Genomic DNA, 18,522 nt, shown 5'->3' with positions numbered 1-18,522 from the left:
TACTCCTATCAATATTCTTGAAATAAAGTAATTGGGTTAAAACGAATTTTAGCGTTAATAGGGATTTGCCCCGCCAATGACAGATGGTATTCGGCAACAGCCCCAATTACGGGGTATCCTCCAGTGAGAGGGTGATCATGAAGAAATAATACCGGTTGACCATTAATCGGTACTTGTATGGCACCAATGCAAGTTCCTTCACTCGATAACTCTTGTTGTTGCTGACGTTCAAGCGATTTATCCCCCAATAAACGTAATCCGATACGGTTAGATTGTGGTGTCACTTGCCATAATTGTGAGGTTAATGTTTTTATCGCATCTTCTGTAAACCAATCCGTACGAGGTCCTAACACAATATCAAGGGTAACGATATCCTCTTGCTTTGGTAAACTGAAACTCGGTTGCTCTTGGCTAATAATGCCCGTTGATGCGTTATCATCGTTTAGATGAAGAACATCGCCATTTTGTAAGGCTCGAGGGCCAATCTGAGCTAAAGTATCAAACGCATAACTACCTAACACTGGGCTTAATTCAAAACCCCCTCTCACTGCCAGATAACTACGAATCCCCGCTGTAGGTATCCCTACAGTGATTTCATCTCCACTACGTACATCAATAGTTTGATAAGTAGAGAAAAAGGCTATATCTCCGGTCGTTTGTTTTAAGCTGATCGTACAATCTGCACCTGACAGCGCTATGACACAGTCTTGTTGCGCTTTTAGTATTAATCCACCTTGTGTTATTTCTAATGCTGCTAATGAAGGCGGGTTTCCCACTAAGCGATTCGCTGCATGTAACGCACATTTATCAAGTGCTCCTGATGCACTAACCCCCATTGATGCAGCACCTAAACGCCCTTCATCTTGAAATAAGGTTTGTAGACCTGCGGAAATAACATATAGCCCTTTATCCTTGTTAAAGGATAAAGCATTAATAGATTGTTTTTTCTCAGGTAATGAAACCGTCACTGGCGCTTTTTGTACATCAACAAACTGTACAGTATCACCAGGTAATAAAAATGCCGGCTGTTCACGTGAGAGATCCCACATTTTTATCTCTGTAGTACCAATTAATTGCCAGCCACCAGGGCTTTGCTGTGGGTAAACACCGCTAAATTCTCCCGCTAATCCTACAGAGCCTGCGGGGATACGTGTACGTGGTGTTTTACGTCGAGGAACATAAAGCTCAGTTTTATCAGCAATTAAATAAGCAAATCCCGGTGCAAACCCCGTAAAAGCAACTTGATAAGTTTGTTCTGTGTGTCTGCGGATCACCTCTGTCGCAGTGATCCCCAATAATTCAGCCACCTCATGCAGATCTTCTCCTTGATAATGAACGGGGATTGTTAATAAGTGACTTTGACGCATCGCGATCGCTTTTATCTCGATATTGCGCAATATTGCCACTAACTCTTTCGCCGTAATTAACCAAGGTACATATTGGATCAATAGTGTTTTTGCCGCAGGAACAATATCTTCTATCTCAGCAATATTGGCTTGCTTAATTGCTTCATAAAACGCCAATGTCTCTTTTAATGAAGTCAACTCAACTAATATGTGAGATAAATTAACAGGTAAAAAGCGCAAAATACGCCTCCCTTTTATTGCCAATAACGGATCGAGCGGCTGCTGTAATAGCATCAGGCGTTGCTTGCATAAAATAAGTCATTACGCCTCCTTTATTCCTATTGCAGATGTGAAAGGTTTTATCGCAATACCGTGTGTTATTAAGATCTCTTTGACACTTTTTGCGAGATTAACCGCATCAGGACTATCACCATGAACACAAATAGAATCCGCCTGTATAGCAGTAAAAGTACCCTCTATCGATTCAACGCCCCCTTTTTGTACTAGCTTTAACATACGCTGAGCCACCAATTGAGGATCGTGTAATACAGCCCCCTCTTGTTTGCGCGAAACAAGTGTGCCATCAGCATGATAAGCTCTATCAGCAAAAGCTTCGGCAACAACACGTAACCCTTTCTCTTTCGCAAGTGTGATCAACGGTGATCCCGCTAAAGCCACTAAAATAAGTTGTGGATCAATAGCTAAAATAGCTTCAATAACTGCTAATGCTTGGCGTTTATCATGAGCAATGGTGTTATAAAGCGCACCATGAGGTTTAACATAAGTTACCTTCATACCGACGGCTTTCGCTAAACCTTGCAAAGCGCCAATTTGATAAATGACATCAGCGGTTAATTCATCACTGGCAATATCCATATTGCGTCGCCCAAAACCCACTAAGTCAGGATAAGCAACATGAGCACCTATCGCGACTTGATGCTGTTTCGCTGCTTTTAATGTTTTTAAAATGCCTTCTGGTGAACCAGCATGAAAACCACAAGCAATATTGGCACTGCTGACAATTTCAAGCACTGCAGCATCATTGCCCATACGCCATTGACCAAAGCTTTCACCTAAATCACTATTTAAATCTACCGCTTTTATCATCGTTATTATTCTCTTAAGCAATATTGAGGTAATTGAAAATAGCGCCAACAGACATGATCCCCATATACCAAGTCAAAGCGCAGACTAAAATTGCCGACCATTGCAACCACATTGGATATTTATAGCCATTCATAAGATCTTGACGACGCCATGCAACAAAAATAAATAACGTCATACCAATAGGTAAAATCAATCCGTTGAAGCCACCAGCAAAGACTAATAAGGCAGCAGGAGCTGTTCCCATAACCATATAAATTGCCAATGAAATAGCGATAAAAATAATAGTAGCAATATTGCGTTGACGCTCTGTAATACCCTTTTTAAACACGGTTATAAACGACATAGACGTATAAGCAGCACCAATCACACTAGTCAGTGCGGCTGCCCATAAAATAAGACCAAAAATTCGTAGTCCAGTTAAGCCCGCTGCATGTTGGAATGCTTGAGAAGCAGGATTAGCCGCATGGCTGGAAATATCTAGTGTCACTCCACTTGCGACAACACCTAAAATTGCTAAAAATAGGATATAACGCATTAATCCAACCACTAATATCCCTTTAGTTGCCGCGCTAGATACCGCATCGATATTTTCAATACCTGTTGTACCTTTATCGAGCAGACGATGTGCTCCTGCATAACAAATATAACCACCAACCGTACCTCCGACGATGGTTGTTATAGTGGCAAAATTAATCGTATTAGGCAGTACTGTTTGTTTTAATGCTTCACCTATAGGAGGATTGGACGCAAACATTACAAAAAGTGTTAATAAAATCATCACGATGCCAAGAACAATGATCATACGATCAATAAAATGACTTGCTTTGCGTGAAGAGAAGATATAAATCGCCAGTAAAGCACTTAAAACCCCACCCCATTTAGGATCCAGTCCTACCATGGCATTAAGCCCTAAACCAGCCCCAGCAATATTACCGACATTGAATACCAAACCACCAAAAATAACCAATACAGCTAATAAGTATCCACTACCGGGAATTGCCTTATTCGCAATATCAGAAGCGCGCATGTTAGTCACGGTAATGACTCGCCAAATACTTTGTTGCACAACAAAGTCAATGACGATAGAAGCTAATATCCCAAATGCAAAGGCTGCTCCCATCGTCGCTGTAAAGGTAGCTGTTTGCGTAATAAAACCTGGACCAATTGCAGATGTAGCCATTAAAAAAATCGCTGCAATTAATGATGAACGCCTATTTTTTATAAATGATGGTGATGTTGTATTCACAGGATCTTGTGTAGCCATAACAGGCCCCCTTTTATCATAATTATTTTAATTATTATTGCTTAGGTAAGTAGTAAGGCAATTAGCATGCCATTGTTGAGCACGGAGTAATAATTGTTAATCAATAGATATTAGATTGTTGAACAATTAATAATAATAGATGAATAAATAAGCAAATAGATTTAAATATACGATGATAAAAGTGCCAACAAGATCTCATTTTTAACATTTTATTGACATTTGAGTGGGAGAGTAAAAAATAGATATGCCCCAAAATAGCGCATAAAAAAGAGTTATGCGCAAAATTGGTGCATACATTTTGGCATCAAATACAGTTGATAATATAAAAATTTATTAATAATTTTGTTAACTATTTTTAATAAAAACAAGGATAAAGAGAGTGAGGAAACTAGCACAGTTGTATATTAGAGGTTATATATTATATAGCTGACTGTTAGAATAGAGGCTTCTATTACGTTTATAGCAGAAGATAATGCAGAAAAAAACATCACCACAGATCCTTTGCCAAAAAATCGCTGATATTATTCGCCAAAAAATTACTATCGGCGAATTACCTCCAGGAGAGAGGCTTTCAGAAGCTACTTTAAGCGAGCAGCTTGAAATATCTCGTAATACATTAAGAGAAGTATTTCGTATATTAACCCAAGAAGGCCTATTAACCTATAAACCTAATCGTGGTGTGTTTGTTTCTGTACCAGATATGGCATCAATTATGGATATTTATCGCGTAAGAAGGCTGATTGAATGTGATGCTTTACGACATGCCTATCCAATGCACCCAGCCATTTCCCGCATGCAAGATAACGTTAATCAAGCAAAAATGTTTCAACAACAAAAAGATTGGAATAGCGTTGGAACCTGTAATATGCATTTTCATACCGCTATCGTCGAGCTTTCTGATAGCCCTAGGTTATTTAAACAATATCAACTTATTTTAGCAGAATTACGATTAGCCTTTGGTTTACTCAATGATCCTCAATTATTACATGCTCCTTATATTGAGAAGAATGAGCATATTTTAACGCTATTGATGAATGGGAAAGCGCAAGAAGCGGCAATCGAAATGGAAAGTTATTTAGAAATATCCGAGCGAACCGTATTAGCCGCTTTTTCTCGCCACAACATCTGTTAATATCAACGAAAAATAGATAGTAAAATTGCCCTCATCTAGAGCATGCTTAAATTCACAGGATTAGTTTTCAAACGCAAAAAAGCCAACCCATTGGGTTGGCTTTCTCGTCTTATTTAATGCTTGGCAGTTCCCTACTCTCACATGGGGAGACCCCACACTACCATCGGCGCTACGGCGTTTCACTTCTGAGTTCGGCATGGGATCAGGTGGGACCACCGCGCTATGGCCGCCAAGCAAATTCGGTTTTAATCACTCGCTTCTTTCCTTTCGGTAAGTCGCCAGTAATTCAATCTTAAACAAGCTGACTTCATCGTTTCGTCTCTCTGACAAAACACTTTCGGTGTTGTCAGGTTAAGCCTCACGGTTCATTAGTACTGGTTAGCTCAACGTATCGCTACGCTTACACACCCAGCCTATCAACGTCTTAGTCTTAAATGTTCCTTTAGGTCACTTAAAGTGACAGGGAAGACTCATCTCGAGGCAAGTTTCCCGCTTAGATGCTTTCAGCGGTTATCTCTTCCGCACTTAGCTACCGGGCAATGCCATTGGCATGACAACCCGAACACCAGTGGTGCGTTCACTCCGGTCCTCTCGTACTAGGAGCAACCCCTCTCAATCTTCCAACGCCCACGGCAGATAGGGACCGAACTGTCTCACGACGTTCTAAACCCAGCTCGCGTACCACTTTAAATGGCGAACAGCCATACCCTTGGGACCTACTTCAGCCCCAGGATGTGATGAGCCGACATCGAGGTGCCAAACACCGCCGTCGATATGAACTCTTGGGCGGTATCAGCCTGTTATCCCCGGAGTACCTTTTATCCGTTGAGCGATGGCCCTTCCATTCAGAACCACCGGATCACTAAGACCTACTTTCGTACCTGCTCGAGCCGTCACTCTCGCAGTCAAGCTGGCTTATGCCTTTGCACTAACCGCATGATGTCCGACCATGCTTAGCCAACCTTCGTGCTCCTCCGTTACTCTTTAGGAGGAGACCGCCCCAGTCAAACTACCCACCAGACACGGTCCCCGACCCAGTTTATGGGCCTAGGTTAGAACATCAAACGTTAAAGGGTGGTATTTCAAGGTTGGCTCCATGCAGACTGGCGTCCACACTTCAAAGCCTCCCACCTATCCTACACATCAAGGCTCAATGTTCAGTGTCAAGCTATAGTAAAGGTTCACGGGGTCTTTCCGTCTTGCCGCGGGTACACTGCATCTTCACAGCGAGTTCAATTTCACTGAGTCTCGGGTGGAGACAGCCTGGCCATCATTACGCCATTCGTGCAGGTCGGAACTTACCCGACAAGGAATTTCGCTACCTTAGGACCGTTATAGTTACGGCCGCCGTTTACTGGGGCTTCGATCAGGAGCTTCGCCTTACGGCTGACCCCATCAATTAACCTTCCAGCACCGGGCAGGCGTCACACCGTATACGTCCACTTTCGTGTTTGCACAGTGCTGTGTTTTTAATAAACAGTTGCAGCCAGCTGGTATCTTCGACTGGCTTCAGCGCCGTCCGCAAGGGACTTTACCTACCGCCAGCGTGCCTTCTCCCGAAGTTACGGCACCATTTTGCCTAGTTCCTTCACCCGAGTTCTCTCAAGCGCCTGAGTATTCTCTACCTGACCACCTGTGTCGGTTTGGGGTACGATTGTTGGTAACCTGAAGCTTAGAGGCTTTTCCTGGAAGCGGGGCATCAATTGCTTCACCACCTTGGTGGTTCGTCATCACATCTCAGCATTAAGTGACCGGATTTGCCTAATCACTCTGCCTACCTGCTTGAACCGGGACGACCGTCGCCCGGACAACCTAGCCTTCTCCGTTCCCCCATCGCAGTTACCACCAGTACGGGAATATTAACCCGTTTCCCATCGACTACGCTTTTCAGCCTCGCCTTAGGGGTCGACTCACCCTGCCCCGATTAACGTTGGACAGGAACCCTTGGTCTTCCGGCGTGCGGGTTTTTCACCCGCATTATCGTTACTTATGTCAGCATTCGCACTTCTGATACCTCCAGCATACCTCACAGTATACCTTCGCAGGCTTACAGAACGCTCCCCTACCCAACAACACTTTGTGTCGCTGCCGCAGCTTCGGTGCATGGTTTAGCCCCGTTACATCTTCCGCGCGGGCCGACTCGACCAGTGAGCTATTACGCTTTCTTTAAATGATGGCTGCTTCTAAGCCAACATCCTGGCTGTCTGAGCCTTCCCACTTCGTTTCCCACTTAACCATGACTTTGGGACCTTAGCTGGCGGTCTGGGTTGTTTCCCTCTTCACGACGGACGTTAGCACCCGCCGTGTGTCTCCCGTGATAACATTCTTCGGTATTCGCAGTTTGCATCGAGTTGGTAAGTCGGGATGACCCCCTAGTCGAAACAGTGCTCTACCCCCGAAGATGAGTTCACGAGGCGCTACCTAAATAGCTTTCGGGGAGAACCAGCTATCTCCCGGTTTGATTGGCCTTTCACCCCCATCCACAAGTCATCCGCTAATTTTTCAACATTAGTCGGTTCGGTCCTCCAGTTAGTGTTACCCAACCTTCAACCTGCCCATGGATAGATCACCGGGTTTCGGGTCTATACCCTGCAACTCATTCGCCCAGTTAAGACTCGGTTTCCCTACGGCTCCCCTATACGGTTAACCTTGCTACAGAATATAAGTCGCTGACCCATTATACAAAAGGTACGCAGTCACCCCATCCTCAAATGTCCCGCTTGCCTTTGCGTTCAATCTTGCCCGATTTTTTAACTTCCGTTGCTCGTGTACTTCTAGGTACACTGCGCGACGGCTTGAAAAAATCGACCAACCTTGTTAGCAAATTCGGCGCTATTTTCGGTGATGTTCTTGCATCACTCAGTGCGAGGCACTTGAGTGATGGGGCTCCTACTGCTTGTACGTACACGGTTTCAGGTTCTTTTTCACTCCCCTCGCCGGGGTTCTTTTCGCCTTTCCCTCACGGTACTGGTTCACTATCGGTCAATCAGGAGTATTTAGCCTTGGAGGATGGTCCCCCCATATTCAGACAGGATAACACGTGTCCCGCCCTACTCGTCGAGTTCACAATAACAGCATCTTCAGATACGGGGCTATCACCCTTTACTGCCGGACTTTCCAGACCGTTCTCCTGACACTGCTATTGATTAAGACTCTGGGCTGCTCCCCGTTCGCTCGCCGCTACTAGGGGAATCTCGGTTGATTTCTTTTCCTCGGGGTACTGAGATGTTTCAGTTCTCCCGGTTCGCCTCATTAACCTATGGATTCAGTTAATGATAGTATCCATTGGATACTGGGTTTCCCCATTCGGATATCGTCGGGTATAACGGTTCATATCACCTTACCGACGCTTTTCGCAGATTAGCACGTCCTTCATCGCCTCTGATTGCCTAGGCATCCACCGTGTACGCTTATTCGCTTAACCTCACAACCCGAAAGTGTCTCTTTCAAAGACTATCTGGGTGGTGATGGCTGCGCAGATTACATTTCTTCGTTGGGCAGTGCTCGCAATGCTCACATACTTAAGTATGCTGCGCTTGCTGTGCGCTGTCCGCCTCGAACTGTAAATTGCTCGCTCATCCCACTTTGATGTCAAAACACATTCAAAGTTTGAGATTTTGAGAGACTCACCAATATACCTCGTTGATATATTGATTTGTTTTCAATTTTTCAGCTTGTTCCAGATTGTTAAAGAGCATAATAAGTAAGATAACTCGTTTGAATTAGCTTAGTTATTCTCTGACTCTCGTCAGATAAGTGGTACGCCTTTCACTCATACCGCGCATTGGCGTCCCCTAGGGGATTCGAACCCCTGTTACCGCCGTGAAAGGGCGGTGTCCTAGGCCTCTAGACGAAGGGGACTTCTGTCAGCTTCGCAGACGCGCTTTTGCTCGTTCTTCATCAGACAATCTGTGTGAGCACTGCACATAACACGTATCTCTTAGGTAAGGAGGTGATCCAACCGCAGGTTCCCCTACGGTTACCTTGTTACGACTTCACCCCAGTCATGAATCACAAAGTGGTAAGCGCCCTCCCGAAGGTTAAGCTACCTACTTCTTTTGCAACCCACTCCCATGGTGTGACGGGCGGTGTGTACAAGGCCCGGGAACGTATTCACCGTAGCATTCTGATCTACGATTACTAGCGATTCCGACTTCATGGAGTCGAGTTGCAGACTCCAATCCGGACTACGACAGACTTTATGAGTTCCGCTTGCTCTCGCGAGGTCGCTTCTCTTTGTATCTGCCATTGTAGCACGTGTGTAGCCCTACTCGTAAGGGCCATGATGACTTGACGTCATCCCCACCTTCCTCCGGTTTATCACCGGCAGTCTCCTTTGAGTTCCCACCATTACGTGCTGGCAACAAAGGATAAGGGTTGCGCTCGTTGCGGGACTTAACCCAACATTTCACAACACGAGCTGACGACAGCCATGCAGCACCTGTCTCAGCGTTCCAGAAGGCACTCCTCTATCTCTAAAGGATTCGCTGGATGTCAAGAGTAGGTAAGGTTCTTCGCGTTGCATCGAATTAAACCACATGCTCCACCGCTTGTGCGGGCCCCCGTCAATTCATTTGAGTTTTAACCTTGCGGCCGTACTCCCCAGGCGGTCGATTTAACGCGTTAGCTCCAGAAGCCACGGTTCAAGACCACAACCTCTAAATCGACATCGTTTACAGCGTGGACTACCAGGGTATCTAATCCTGTTTGCTCCCCACGCTTTCGCACCTGAGCGTCAGTCTTTGTCCAGGGGGCCGCCTTCGCCACCGGTATTCCTCCACATCTCTACGCATTTCACCGCTACACATGGAATTCTACCCCCCTCTACAAGACTCTAGCCAACCAGTTTCAGATGCAATTCCCAAGTTAAGCTCGGGGCTTTCACATCTGACTTAATTGACCGCCTGCGTGCGCTTTACGCCCAGTAATTCCGATTAACGCTTGCACCCTCCGTATTACCGCGGCTGCTGGCACGGAGTTAGCCGGTGCTTCTTCTGCGGGTAACGTCAATTGATAAGGGTATTAACCTTATCACCTTCCTCCCCGCTGAAAGTACTTTACAACCCTAAGGCCTTCTTCATACACGCGGCATGGCTGCATCAGGCTTGCGCCCATTGTGCAATATTCCCCACTGCTGCCTCCCGTAGGAGTCTGGGCCGTGTCTCAGTCCCAGTGTGGCTGATCATCCTCTCAGACCAGCTAGAGATCGTCGCCTAGGTGAGCCTTTACCCCACCTACTAGCTAATCCCATATGGGTTCATCCGATAGTGCAAGGTCCGAAGAGCCCCTGCTTTGGTCCGTAGACATTATGCGGTATTAGCCACCGTTTCCAGTAGTTATCCCCCTCTATCGGGCAGATCCCCATACATTACTCACCCGTCCGCCGCTCGTCAGCAAGAAAGCAAGCTTTCTCCTGTTACCGCTCGACTTGCATGTGTTAGGCCTGCCGCCAGCGTTCAATCTGAGCCATGATCAAACTCTTCAATTAAAAGTGTTTGATGCTCAAAGAAATCGAAAACTTAGCTTATTCATTATATGAATTAACTTGTTAGTCACTCTTCAAGACTTGATACATCTAATTTTTTTAGAAGATATCGTCTCTGCGAGTGCCCACACAGATTGTCTGATAATTTGTTAAAGAGCAGTGCAACTGTCGCTGCCGTTTCCGGTCTTCTGCGTTGTTGCGAGGAGGCGTATACTACGCTATTCCTCTGAAGAGTCAAGAGTTTTTTCAAACTTTTTTCTTTTCTCTTCCCTTTCCGTCGTTGCTGTTGTCAGCTCATCGTCGGTCAGTGGGTGCGCATTATAGGGGCTTCTCAGATTAGCGCAAGTGTTTTTTGAAAAAAATTTACCGTTCGATTAAAACCCCAACAATGCGTACAAAAAACAGGTCACAACGAACAAATATCACTCAATTTTGGAAAATTTTGTCGCAAATTCGCTAACTTTATTCCAATCAGTATATTCGATTTCTTTTGTTGGATCGGTTTCACCCTTAGTCATCTTCATAATAAGCTGGATCATCACTCTATCAATCCATTTATAACGTGGGTAAAGAAGCGCGCCTGCAAAAACACCTGTTAATCTAGGTTTCCATGGAGTCTTATCTAAAAACTTACGCATATAAGCATTGGTTTCGGGCGTACTCTTTTCAGCTTTTCTTGCCGTAAGATTCACCCCAAAGAAGGCGGATGGCATACTATTTAATTGAGAAAGGTGTTGGGTAATAAATTTATCCAGTACTTTATTAAAATAGCCATATCTAATTGATGCCCCAACTAACACTTTATTATAAGCAGATAAATTAAGGCTATGGTGAACAGCAGTTAAATCTCTTACATCACATTCATAGCCCTGTTGTCTTAGTTTATTAGCTATGTGCGTCATTATTTTTTTAGTTTGACCATCTGTACTGCAGTACAGCAACAGCGCGCTCATACATCACTCCTTGTTTTTGGTTAATCACGCCAAAATGTTGGTGTAAATAAAACCAATAATGTGAAAACTTCTAATCGGCCAAATAACATGGTGACAACAAGTATCCACTTAGCGGCTGGATTCATTGTTGTAAAGTTATCAGCAACAATACCTAATCCTGGACCCAAATTATTAAGTGTTGTAGCAATAGCAGAAAAAGCAGAAAACTCATCAACACCTGTCGCTATTAACAGCATTAAGCTAATAATAAACACTAAAGCATATGCTGAGAAAAAGCCCCAAACCGCTTCTATAATACGCTCTGGTAATGCTCGATGTCCTAGTTTAATCGTATAAACCGCATTAGGGTGTACAAGACGTTTTAATTCACGAGAGCCTTGTAAAAATAGCAGTAAGATACGGATTACTTTTAATCCCCCCCCTGTTGAACCAGCACAGCCCCCGATAAAGGCAGAGCACAACAGTAACAGAGGTAAAAAAGTTGGCCACTGGGCAAAACTATCTGTTGCAAACCCTGCGGTTGTTGCCATTGAAACAACTTGGAAAAAAGCTTGATTAATTGTTGTCCATCCAGAGTCATATACCGAATAGAGCCATAGAATAAGGCTACAAATAATCACTAATCCGAGCTGTATAAAGATAAACATGCGAAATTCAGGATCTCGCCAATAAATATTGAGGCTTCGCCCTGTTAAAACCGAAAAGTGTAAAGCAAAGTTACACCCTGAAATTAATAGAAAAACACCAATAATGACGTTAATTGTTGGACTATTAAAATAGCCAATGCTTGCATCATGGGTAGAAAATCCACCGATTGCAATAGTAGAAAAACTATGCGAGATAGCATCAAACACGTCCATACCCGCAATCCACAACGCAAGGGCACAAATAATAGTGAGTAAGACATAAATCAGCCACAATGCTTTCGCAGTTTCTGCGATCCTTGGGCGCATTTTATTGTCTTTCAAAGGCCCCGGCATTTCTGCCCGATAAAGCTGCATTCCCCCAACGCCTAACAGTGGAAGAATGGCCACCGCTAATACGATGATCCCCATTCCCCCTAACCATTGCAGCATTTGGCGATAAAATAAAATCGCTTTAGGTAAGCTATCCAACCCAACAAGTGTCGTAGCCCCTGTGGTTGTTAATCCGGAAAAAGATTCAAAAAAGGCATCGGTAATCGATAGATGAGGTTGTTCCGAAAAAATAAAAGGCAATGCCCCTACGCTGCCTAACACAGTCCAAAATAAAACCACAATAAGAAAACCTTCTTTGGGTTTTAGATCACTTTTATTGTTTCGATTGGGGATCCACAACATTAGCCCAATAATAAGAGCGACAATAAATGTCTGACTAAATGCTCGTCCTGCACCATCCCGATAGATCAACGCAACGATACCGGGGATGATCATCGTGACAGAGAATAAAATAACAAGTAGCCCAACAATTCGGGTTATTGAACGAAAATGCATTTAGCGATTTCCTTGGTAGCAACGATTATTCATTCGGTTCTAAACATATTAATTGCATACTGCCACGACTGATATCGCGTAGTTTACTTTCAACTTTTTCACTCTCTACTGCTGGCAATGATAGTTCAAAAGTGACTTTATCAGTATATTCACTAGAGAGGATCTTCCCTTGATATTCTGCAATAACTTGCTCAAGTAATGACACTAAGGAATATTCACACTCCACAAGAAATCGGCGCTGAGGTACTTTGGTTTTCGTTGGCAAAAGTTTTAATGCCTGCTGTACCCCACTGCCATAAGCACGTACTAATCCACCAGTGCCTAATTTGATCCCGCCGAAATAACGTACCACAACTGCAGTCACCTCTCCCATACCACTCCCTAACAGGGGTGCTAGAATAGGTTTTCCCGCCGTGCCTGTTGGTTCACCATCATCAGAAAAACCTAACTGTTGTGAATCATCAGGTCTTCCGGCAACAAATGCCCAACAATGATGCCGAGCATCGGGAAACTGCGCTTTAATTGATTGGATATACGCTTTGGCAGCCTCAATCCCTTCAGTATGAGCAATAAATGTAATAAAACGGCTCTTCTTTATTTCTTCACTGAATTCTACCGTTTCAGCGGGGATCAAATAAGCTTTCATCAGGCTAAATGTAAGTCTCTTGTCATATTTTCAATTTTGTTATCGTGGATAATAATATTATCTTCAATACGAATGCCACCAAAAGGCTTGAAGTGTTCAATCAAATGCCAATCAAAATGACTACGATATTTCCCTTCACGCCAAGGTGCTAATAACGAATCAATAAAATAGAATCCTGGCTCAATGGTAAGTACCATTCCCGGCTCTACAATACGTGTACAACGTAAGAAAGGATACATGGCTGGCGCAGCTAAATGAGTCCCTTTATCATCCTGCATAAATCCACCCGCATCATGAACTTGTAAACCTAGCGCATGGCCTAATCCATGTGGTAAGAAGGGAGTTGTTAATCCTTCACTCACCATCTCTTCTTCGCTAATTCCCTTAACAATACCGTATTTATGTAATAATCCGGCAATACGTTGATGCATTTGAATATGATATTCGCTGTAGCGTACTCCCGCTTTCATTGTCGCTATCAATGCCTGTTGCGCATCATTCATATCTTTGACTAAAGCAGTAAATTCATGATTTTCTTTCGCTGAATAAGTACGCGTAATATCCGCAGCATACCCATTATACTCTGCTCCCGCATCAATAAGGAAACTACGATATTCATCTGGCGATTGATGATCTAATTTGGTGTAATGCAAAACAGCAGCATGTTCATTTAATGCAACAATATTGCCATAAGGTACATCTGTGTCCCGATGTCCTGTTGCCATTAAATAAGCCATATTAATATCAAATTCACTTAACTCAGCTTGGAATGCCTCACGAGCGGCGATATGTCCATTGACTGCCATTTTCTGCGCTTCGCGCATACATGCTAGTTCATAACCCGTTTTATAAGCACGATAATAATGATAATAGTTAAGAAGAGATTGGTTATTAACATTATCAAGACTGACACCTAATGAATCAGCCCGTTGTGTATTTGGCCCAATATAAGCAGTATTTTTATTAATAAAAGGTGCTAGCTCTTTTTGAATATCATCGACATTTTTTAAATGGATCAGCTCAATTTCATGGGTCCAATAGCTACTTGGTAAAGCTTCAACACTATGCCAATAATCAACAGGTGAATAGAACCAGAATTTTGGTTTATTGACACCATCAACCAATAACCAACAATGTGGCACATCAGTTACTGGCACCCACGCTTTAAAGTGTGCATTCACTTTAAAAGGGTAATCACTATCATCAAGGAAAACACCAATAGGTTCACCAGAGTGAATCAAGACATTATCAAGGTGGTGTCTAGATAAAGCATCACGAGTACGATTTTGTAGTGTTTTGATATGTTCTTGATACAGAGAAAGCAATTTTTCCATTACTAATCACCTATCTTTATTTATTGTTAATTATTCAGCTTAACACGCCAACTCTTTTACAGGGTAACACCATAGCAAAAATAGCTTACCATGACTTATTACTATGTTTTTACGATCCTTAATTATGCTGATTTATTCATTTAAACCAATCATATAAAAATCAATATATTAGATAATTTCATTGTGATCAGCCCTACATTTCCTTAATCAAATATTTGCAATTAATTAACATTGTATTCACACTCTAATTATCTGGTCATACCAGTTTATACTTTAGGGAGAATACAAATGCTCTATCAAAGCGAAAATATTCAAGCCGATTGGGTGAAGCAAGGTATTGTTGAGCTCGTTTTCAATGCTAGCGGTTCTATTAATAAATTAGATACAAAAACGGTGGCAATGTTAAGCGAAGCGTTAACAGTATTAGAAAATACATCTGATCTAAAAGGGGTTATTTTACGTTCAGAAAAACCCGCCTTTATTGTTGGTGCCGATATTACCGAATTTTTATCACTTTTTGATGCACCCGTTGAAGAACTGACACAATGGCTACATTTTGCTAATCATATTTTCAATCGATTAGAAGATCTCCCCGTTCCTACAGTTTCTGCCATTAATGGCTACGCCCTAGGCGGTGGCTGTGAATGTGTATTAGCAACGGATTTTCGTATTGCATCACCGGATTTACGCATTGGTTTACCCGAAACAAAACTTGGTATTATGCCGGGTTTTGGTGGCTCTGTTCGGCTACCTCGCCTTATTGGCGTTGATAATGCCTTAGAAATTATTACCGCAGGTAAAGATATTAATGCCGAAACAGCACTTAAGAATGGCTTAATTCAAGCTATTGTCCCTGTTGATAAGCTAAAAAAAAGTGCCATTTCACTGATAGAGCAAGCCATTGATGGCAAATTTGACTGGCAAGCTGCTCGTCAACCTAAAACTGTGGCATTAAGATTAACGGAACTTGAACATAAAATGTCATTTGCTGTGGCAAAAGGCATGGTGATGAAAGTCGCAGGCCCTCATTATCCAGCCCCAATGACCGCCGTTAATACGATAGAAAAAGCCGCATTTCTAGATAGAAAAGCGGCACTTGAATTGGAAACAGAAAACTTTGTCAAACTGACCCGCACCGATGTTGCCAAAGCATTAGTGGGTATTTTCCTTAATGATCAATATGTGAAAGGCATTACTAAAAAACGTCATGCTAGCTTACCAAAACAAGCGGCAGTATTAGGCGCGGGGATCATGGGTGGCGGAATTGCCTATCAATCTGCACTAAAAGGCATTCCTGTTACCATGAAAGATATTAATGCCAACTCCCTTGAATTGGGTATGACAGAAGCACTCAGCCTGTTACAAAAACGTCAAGAAAAAGGACGTATGAGTGCCGTTGATATGGCAAAAACCCTCGCCTCTATTCATCCTACCCTAAACTATGCCAGTGTAGCTGATGCACAAATTGTGGTCGAAGCGGTGGTTGAAAACCCTAAAGTAAAAGCCTCTGTACTTGCTGAAACCGAAGCGCTCCTTGCTGATCATGCTGTACTTGCTTCGAATACCTCAACAATCCCCATTTCGCTACTTGCCAAATCACTAACACGCCCTGAAAATTTCTGTGGAATGCACTTCTTTAATCCCGTTCACCGCATGCCTTTAGTTGAGATCATTAAAGGTGAAAAAACCAGCGAAGAGACGATTAATCGCATTGTCAGTTATGCTAGCAAAATGGGTAAAACGCCAATCATTGTTAATGACTGCCCGGGGTTCTTTGTCAATCGCGTGCTCTTCCCTTATTTCGCCGGATTTTCTCTTTTATTAAGAGATGGTGCTGATTTTATTGCTGTAGATAAAGTGATGGAAAAAGCCTTTGGCTGGCCAATGGGTCCGGCTTATTTACTGGATGTTGTCGGTATCGATACAGCGAATCATGCTCAAGCAGTGATGGCTCAAGGTTTCCCAGACAGAATGGGCAGTATTGATAAAGACGTTATTGCGCTTTTATATCAACAACAACGCTATGGTCAGAAAAATAATCATGGGTTCTATGACTACACTATTGATAAGCGTGGTAAAAAACAAAAGCAGGTAGATAACGATATTCACAGCCTTATTGAACATCATGTCGGCAAAAAACAGGAATTTAACCAAGACACTATTATTGCTCGTATGATGATCCCAATGATCAATGAAGTTATTCGCTGCTTAGATGAAGGCATTATCGCCTCACCTGCAGAAGCCGATATTGCATTAGTGTATGGTTTAGGCTTCCCTCCTTTCCGTGGTGGTGTCTTCCGTTACCTCGATACCATTGGATTAGCACAATTTGTTGCAAATGCAGAGCAATACTCAGAGTTAGGGCCACTTTACCAAATTCCTGAGAGCTTAAAACAAAAAGCATTACGTAACGAAACCTACTATCCAAAGCCTGCAAAAGTAGATGTTAACATCAGAGAACTCGCTTAAGGAGAGAAGAAATGGAAAAGGTTGTCATAATTGATGGTGTTCGCACCCCAATGGGACGTTCAAAAGGTGGAGCATTTCGCCATGTAAGAGCTGAAAATCTCTCTGCGCAATTAATGCAAGCTTTGCTTAAGCGTAACCCTGATATTGATCCCAATGATATTGGCGATGTGATTTGGGGCTGTGTGCAACAAACTTTAGAGCAAGGCTTTAATATTGCACGTAATGCCGCACTATTAGCAGAATTACCACATAAAGTTCCGGCAGTAACCGTCAATCGTTTATGTGGCTCTTCGATGCAAGCCTTGCATGACGGTGCTCGCCAAATTATGTTAGGAGAGAGCCAAGTTGCTTTAATTGGTGGCGTTGAACATATGGGTCATGTACCGATGACCTATAATGCTGACTTTAACCCAGCATTAAATCTTTCTGTGGCAAAGGCTTCATTCTCAATGGGGTTAACTGCAGAAATGTTAGCAAAATCATTTCAAATATCTCGTGAAGAACAAGACAAATTCGCCTATCGCTCACACCATTTAGCCGCCCTCGCGACCCAAAAAGGCTATTTTGACAACGAACTTGTTGCCATTAATGGTCATGATACAGCAGGAGATTTTATACGCGTCAGCACGGATGAAGTTATCCGTTATAACCCAAGCCTTGATGAATTAGCACAACTTAGACCCGTGTTTGATCCCGCCACGGGCTCCGTCACTGCGGGGAATTCATCGGCCGTCTCTGATGGGGCATCCGCGATGTTTATCACGAGCGAAAGTTATGCTAAGCAACATCATTTAAAACCCCGTGCAATTATTCGTTCGATGGCGGTAACAGGTTGTGATCCGGCAATCATGGGATATGGTCCCGTTCCTGCCACTGAAATAGCGCTAAAGAAAGCAGGGTTAACCCTCAGTGATATTGATATCTTTGAACTTAACGAAGCCTTTGCAGCGCAATCCTTAGCTTGCATGAAAAAAATGAACTTACTCGATAGCATTGATGACAAAATCAATCTTAATGGTGGTGCTATTGCACTTGGGCATCCATTAGGTTGTTCTGGTGCCAGAATAACCACCACGCTATTAAATATTATGGAGCGTAAAGATGCACAATTAGGATTAGCGACAATGTGTATTGGATTAGGCCAAGGGATAGCAACCATTATTGAGCGAGTTTAATCAAGATGATTTTTCATTTTGAGTAATATCACTTGGTTGACATGTTTGATTGCTTGGTTTTTTAACCATTTTCCCGCCGTCAGGGGCGGGTTTTTTTATGGTTTTTTTATGGTTTTTTTATGGTTTTTTTATGGTTTTT

General features: G+C 43.1%; 10 protein-coding genes, 1 tRNA gene and 3 rRNA genes. 3 read left to right on the top strand and 11 right to left on the bottom strand.

Annotation, left to right across the window (positions count from 1 at the left end):
• Window positions 1-8: 8 nt before the first annotated feature.
• The 3 genes from PMI_RS17700 to PMI_RS17690 all read right to left on the bottom strand — a co-directional run bounded on the left by PMI_RS17700 (window position 9) and on the right by PMI_RS17690 (window position 3,717).
• Window positions 9-1,586 (bottom strand): 5-oxoprolinase subunit B/C family protein, encoded by a 1,578-nt coding sequence (locus PMI_RS17700; RefSeq protein WP_012368798.1) that lies wholly within the window; start codon window positions 1,584-1,586, stop codon window positions 9-11.
• A gap of 81 nt (window positions 1,587-1,667) precedes the next feature.
• On the bottom strand, window positions 1,668-2,453 hold the full coding sequence (locus PMI_RS17695) for a LamB/YcsF family protein (RefSeq protein WP_004245439.1): 786 nt from the start codon (window positions 2,451-2,453) through the stop codon (window positions 1,668-1,670).
• A gap of 13 nt (window positions 2,454-2,466) precedes the next feature.
• Complete coding sequence (locus tag PMI_RS17690) at window positions 2,467-3,717, bottom strand: NRAMP family divalent metal transporter (RefSeq protein WP_004245440.1); 1,251 nt, start codon at window positions 3,715-3,717, stop codon at window positions 2,467-2,469.
• A 472-nt stretch (window positions 3,718-4,189) separates the two neighbouring features.
• Between PMI_RS17690 and PMI_RS17685 the strand changes: the two genes are divergently transcribed.
• Window positions 4,190-4,849: a GntR family transcriptional regulator gene (locus PMI_RS17685; protein WP_004245441.1), complete on the top strand. Its 660-nt coding sequence runs from the start codon at window positions 4,190-4,192 to the stop codon at window positions 4,847-4,849.
• A gap of 118 nt (window positions 4,850-4,967) precedes the next feature.
• Here PMI_RS17685 and rrf read toward each other — a convergent pair.
• From rrf to pepQ, 8 genes are all read right to left on the bottom strand, one after another.
• A 5S ribosomal RNA gene (gene rrf, locus PMI_RS17680) occupies window positions 4,968-5,083 on the bottom strand.
• 113 nt (window positions 5,084-5,196) lie between these two features.
• Window positions 5,197-8,273: ribosomal RNA gene (locus tag PMI_RS17675) — 23S ribosomal RNA — on the bottom strand.
• A gap of 361 nt (window positions 8,274-8,634) precedes the next feature.
• Window positions 8,635-8,710 (bottom strand) — tRNA-Glu (locus PMI_RS17670).
• A gap of 84 nt (window positions 8,711-8,794) precedes the next feature.
• Window positions 8,795-10,337: ribosomal RNA gene (locus PMI_RS17665) — 16S ribosomal RNA — on the bottom strand.
• Together the 16S, 23S and 5S rRNA genes with 1 tRNA gene alongside form the textbook arrangement of a ribosomal RNA operon.
• A gap of 419 nt (window positions 10,338-10,756) precedes the next feature.
• The gene (gene hemG, locus PMI_RS17660; RefSeq protein WP_012368796.1) at window positions 10,757-11,287 is read right to left on the bottom strand and encodes a menaquinone-dependent protoporphyrinogen IX dehydrogenase; all 531 of its coding nucleotides are present in this window, start codon (window positions 11,285-11,287) and stop codon (window positions 10,757-10,759) included.
• A gap of 20 nt (window positions 11,288-11,307) precedes the next feature.
• Window positions 11,308-12,759 carry a Trk system potassium transporter TrkH gene (gene trkH / locus PMI_RS17655; protein WP_004252906.1) on the bottom strand — a complete coding sequence of 484 codons (1,452 nt, stop codon included), beginning with the start codon at window positions 12,757-12,759 and terminating at the stop codon, window positions 11,308-11,310.
• A 25-nt stretch (window positions 12,760-12,784) separates the two neighbouring features.
• Window positions 12,785-13,405, bottom strand: a complete 621-nt coding sequence (locus PMI_RS17650; protein ID WP_012368795.1) for an IMPACT family protein — start codon at window positions 13,403-13,405, stop codon at window positions 12,785-12,787.
• On the bottom strand, window positions 13,405-14,739 hold the full coding sequence (gene pepQ / locus PMI_RS17645) for a Xaa-Pro dipeptidase (protein WP_012368794.1): 1,335 nt from the start codon (window positions 14,737-14,739) through the stop codon (window positions 13,405-13,407). Before pepQ ends, PMI_RS17650 begins: the two co-directional genes overlap by 1 nt.
• 288 nt (window positions 14,740-15,027) lie before the next feature.
• On the opposite strand from pepQ, the gene fadB reads away from it, so the two are divergent.
• Both fadB and fadA read left to right on the top strand, forming a co-directional pair.
• Window positions 15,028-17,208 carry a fatty acid oxidation complex subunit alpha FadB gene (gene fadB, locus PMI_RS17640; protein WP_012368793.1) on the top strand — a complete coding sequence of 727 codons (2,181 nt, stop codon included), beginning with the start codon at window positions 15,028-15,030 and terminating at the stop codon, window positions 17,206-17,208.
• A gap of 11 nt (window positions 17,209-17,219) precedes the next feature.
• On the top strand, window positions 17,220-18,383 hold the full coding sequence (gene fadA, locus PMI_RS17635; protein ID WP_012368792.1) for an acetyl-CoA C-acyltransferase FadA: 1,164 nt from the start codon (window positions 17,220-17,222) through the stop codon (window positions 18,381-18,383).
• The last annotated feature ends 139 nt before the right edge of the window (window positions 18,384-18,522 follow it).

The sequence above is a fragment of the Proteus mirabilis HI4320 genome (genome assembly GCF_000069965.1).
GTDB lineage: Bacteria > Pseudomonadota > Gammaproteobacteria > Enterobacterales > Enterobacteriaceae > Proteus > Proteus mirabilis.
This window is presented reverse-complemented; position numbering and strand designations above follow the sequence as displayed.

Coding starts and splice junctions, on each gene's coding strand:
- PMI_RS17695 (WP_004245439.1), bottom strand. CDS start 2,453: ATGATAAAAGCGGTAGATTTAAATAGTGATTTAGGTGAAAGCTTTGGT.
- PMI_RS17690 (WP_004245440.1), bottom strand. CDS start 3,717: ATGGCTACACAAGATCCTGTGAATACAACATCACCATCATTTATAAAA.
- PMI_RS17685 (WP_004245441.1), top strand. CDS start 4,190: ATGCAGAAAAAAACATCACCACAGATCCTTTGCCAAAAAATCGCTGAT.
- hemG (WP_012368796.1), bottom strand. CDS start 11,287: ATGAGCGCGCTGTTGCTGTACTGCAGTACAGATGGTCAAACTAAAAAA.
- trkH (WP_004252906.1), bottom strand. CDS start 12,759: ATGCATTTTCGTTCAATAACCCGAATTGTTGGGCTACTTGTTATTTTA.
- PMI_RS17650 (WP_012368795.1), bottom strand. CDS start 13,405: ATGAAAGCTTATTTGATCCCCGCTGAAACGGTAGAATTCAGTGAAGAA.
- pepQ (WP_012368794.1), bottom strand. CDS start 14,739: ATGGAAAAATTGCTTTCTCTGTATCAAGAACATATCAAAACACTACAA.
- fadB (WP_012368793.1), top strand. CDS start 15,028: ATGCTCTATCAAAGCGAAAATATTCAAGCCGATTGGGTGAAGCAAGGT.
- fadA (WP_012368792.1), top strand. CDS start 17,220: ATGGAAAAGGTTGTCATAATTGATGGTGTTCGCACCCCAATGGGACGT.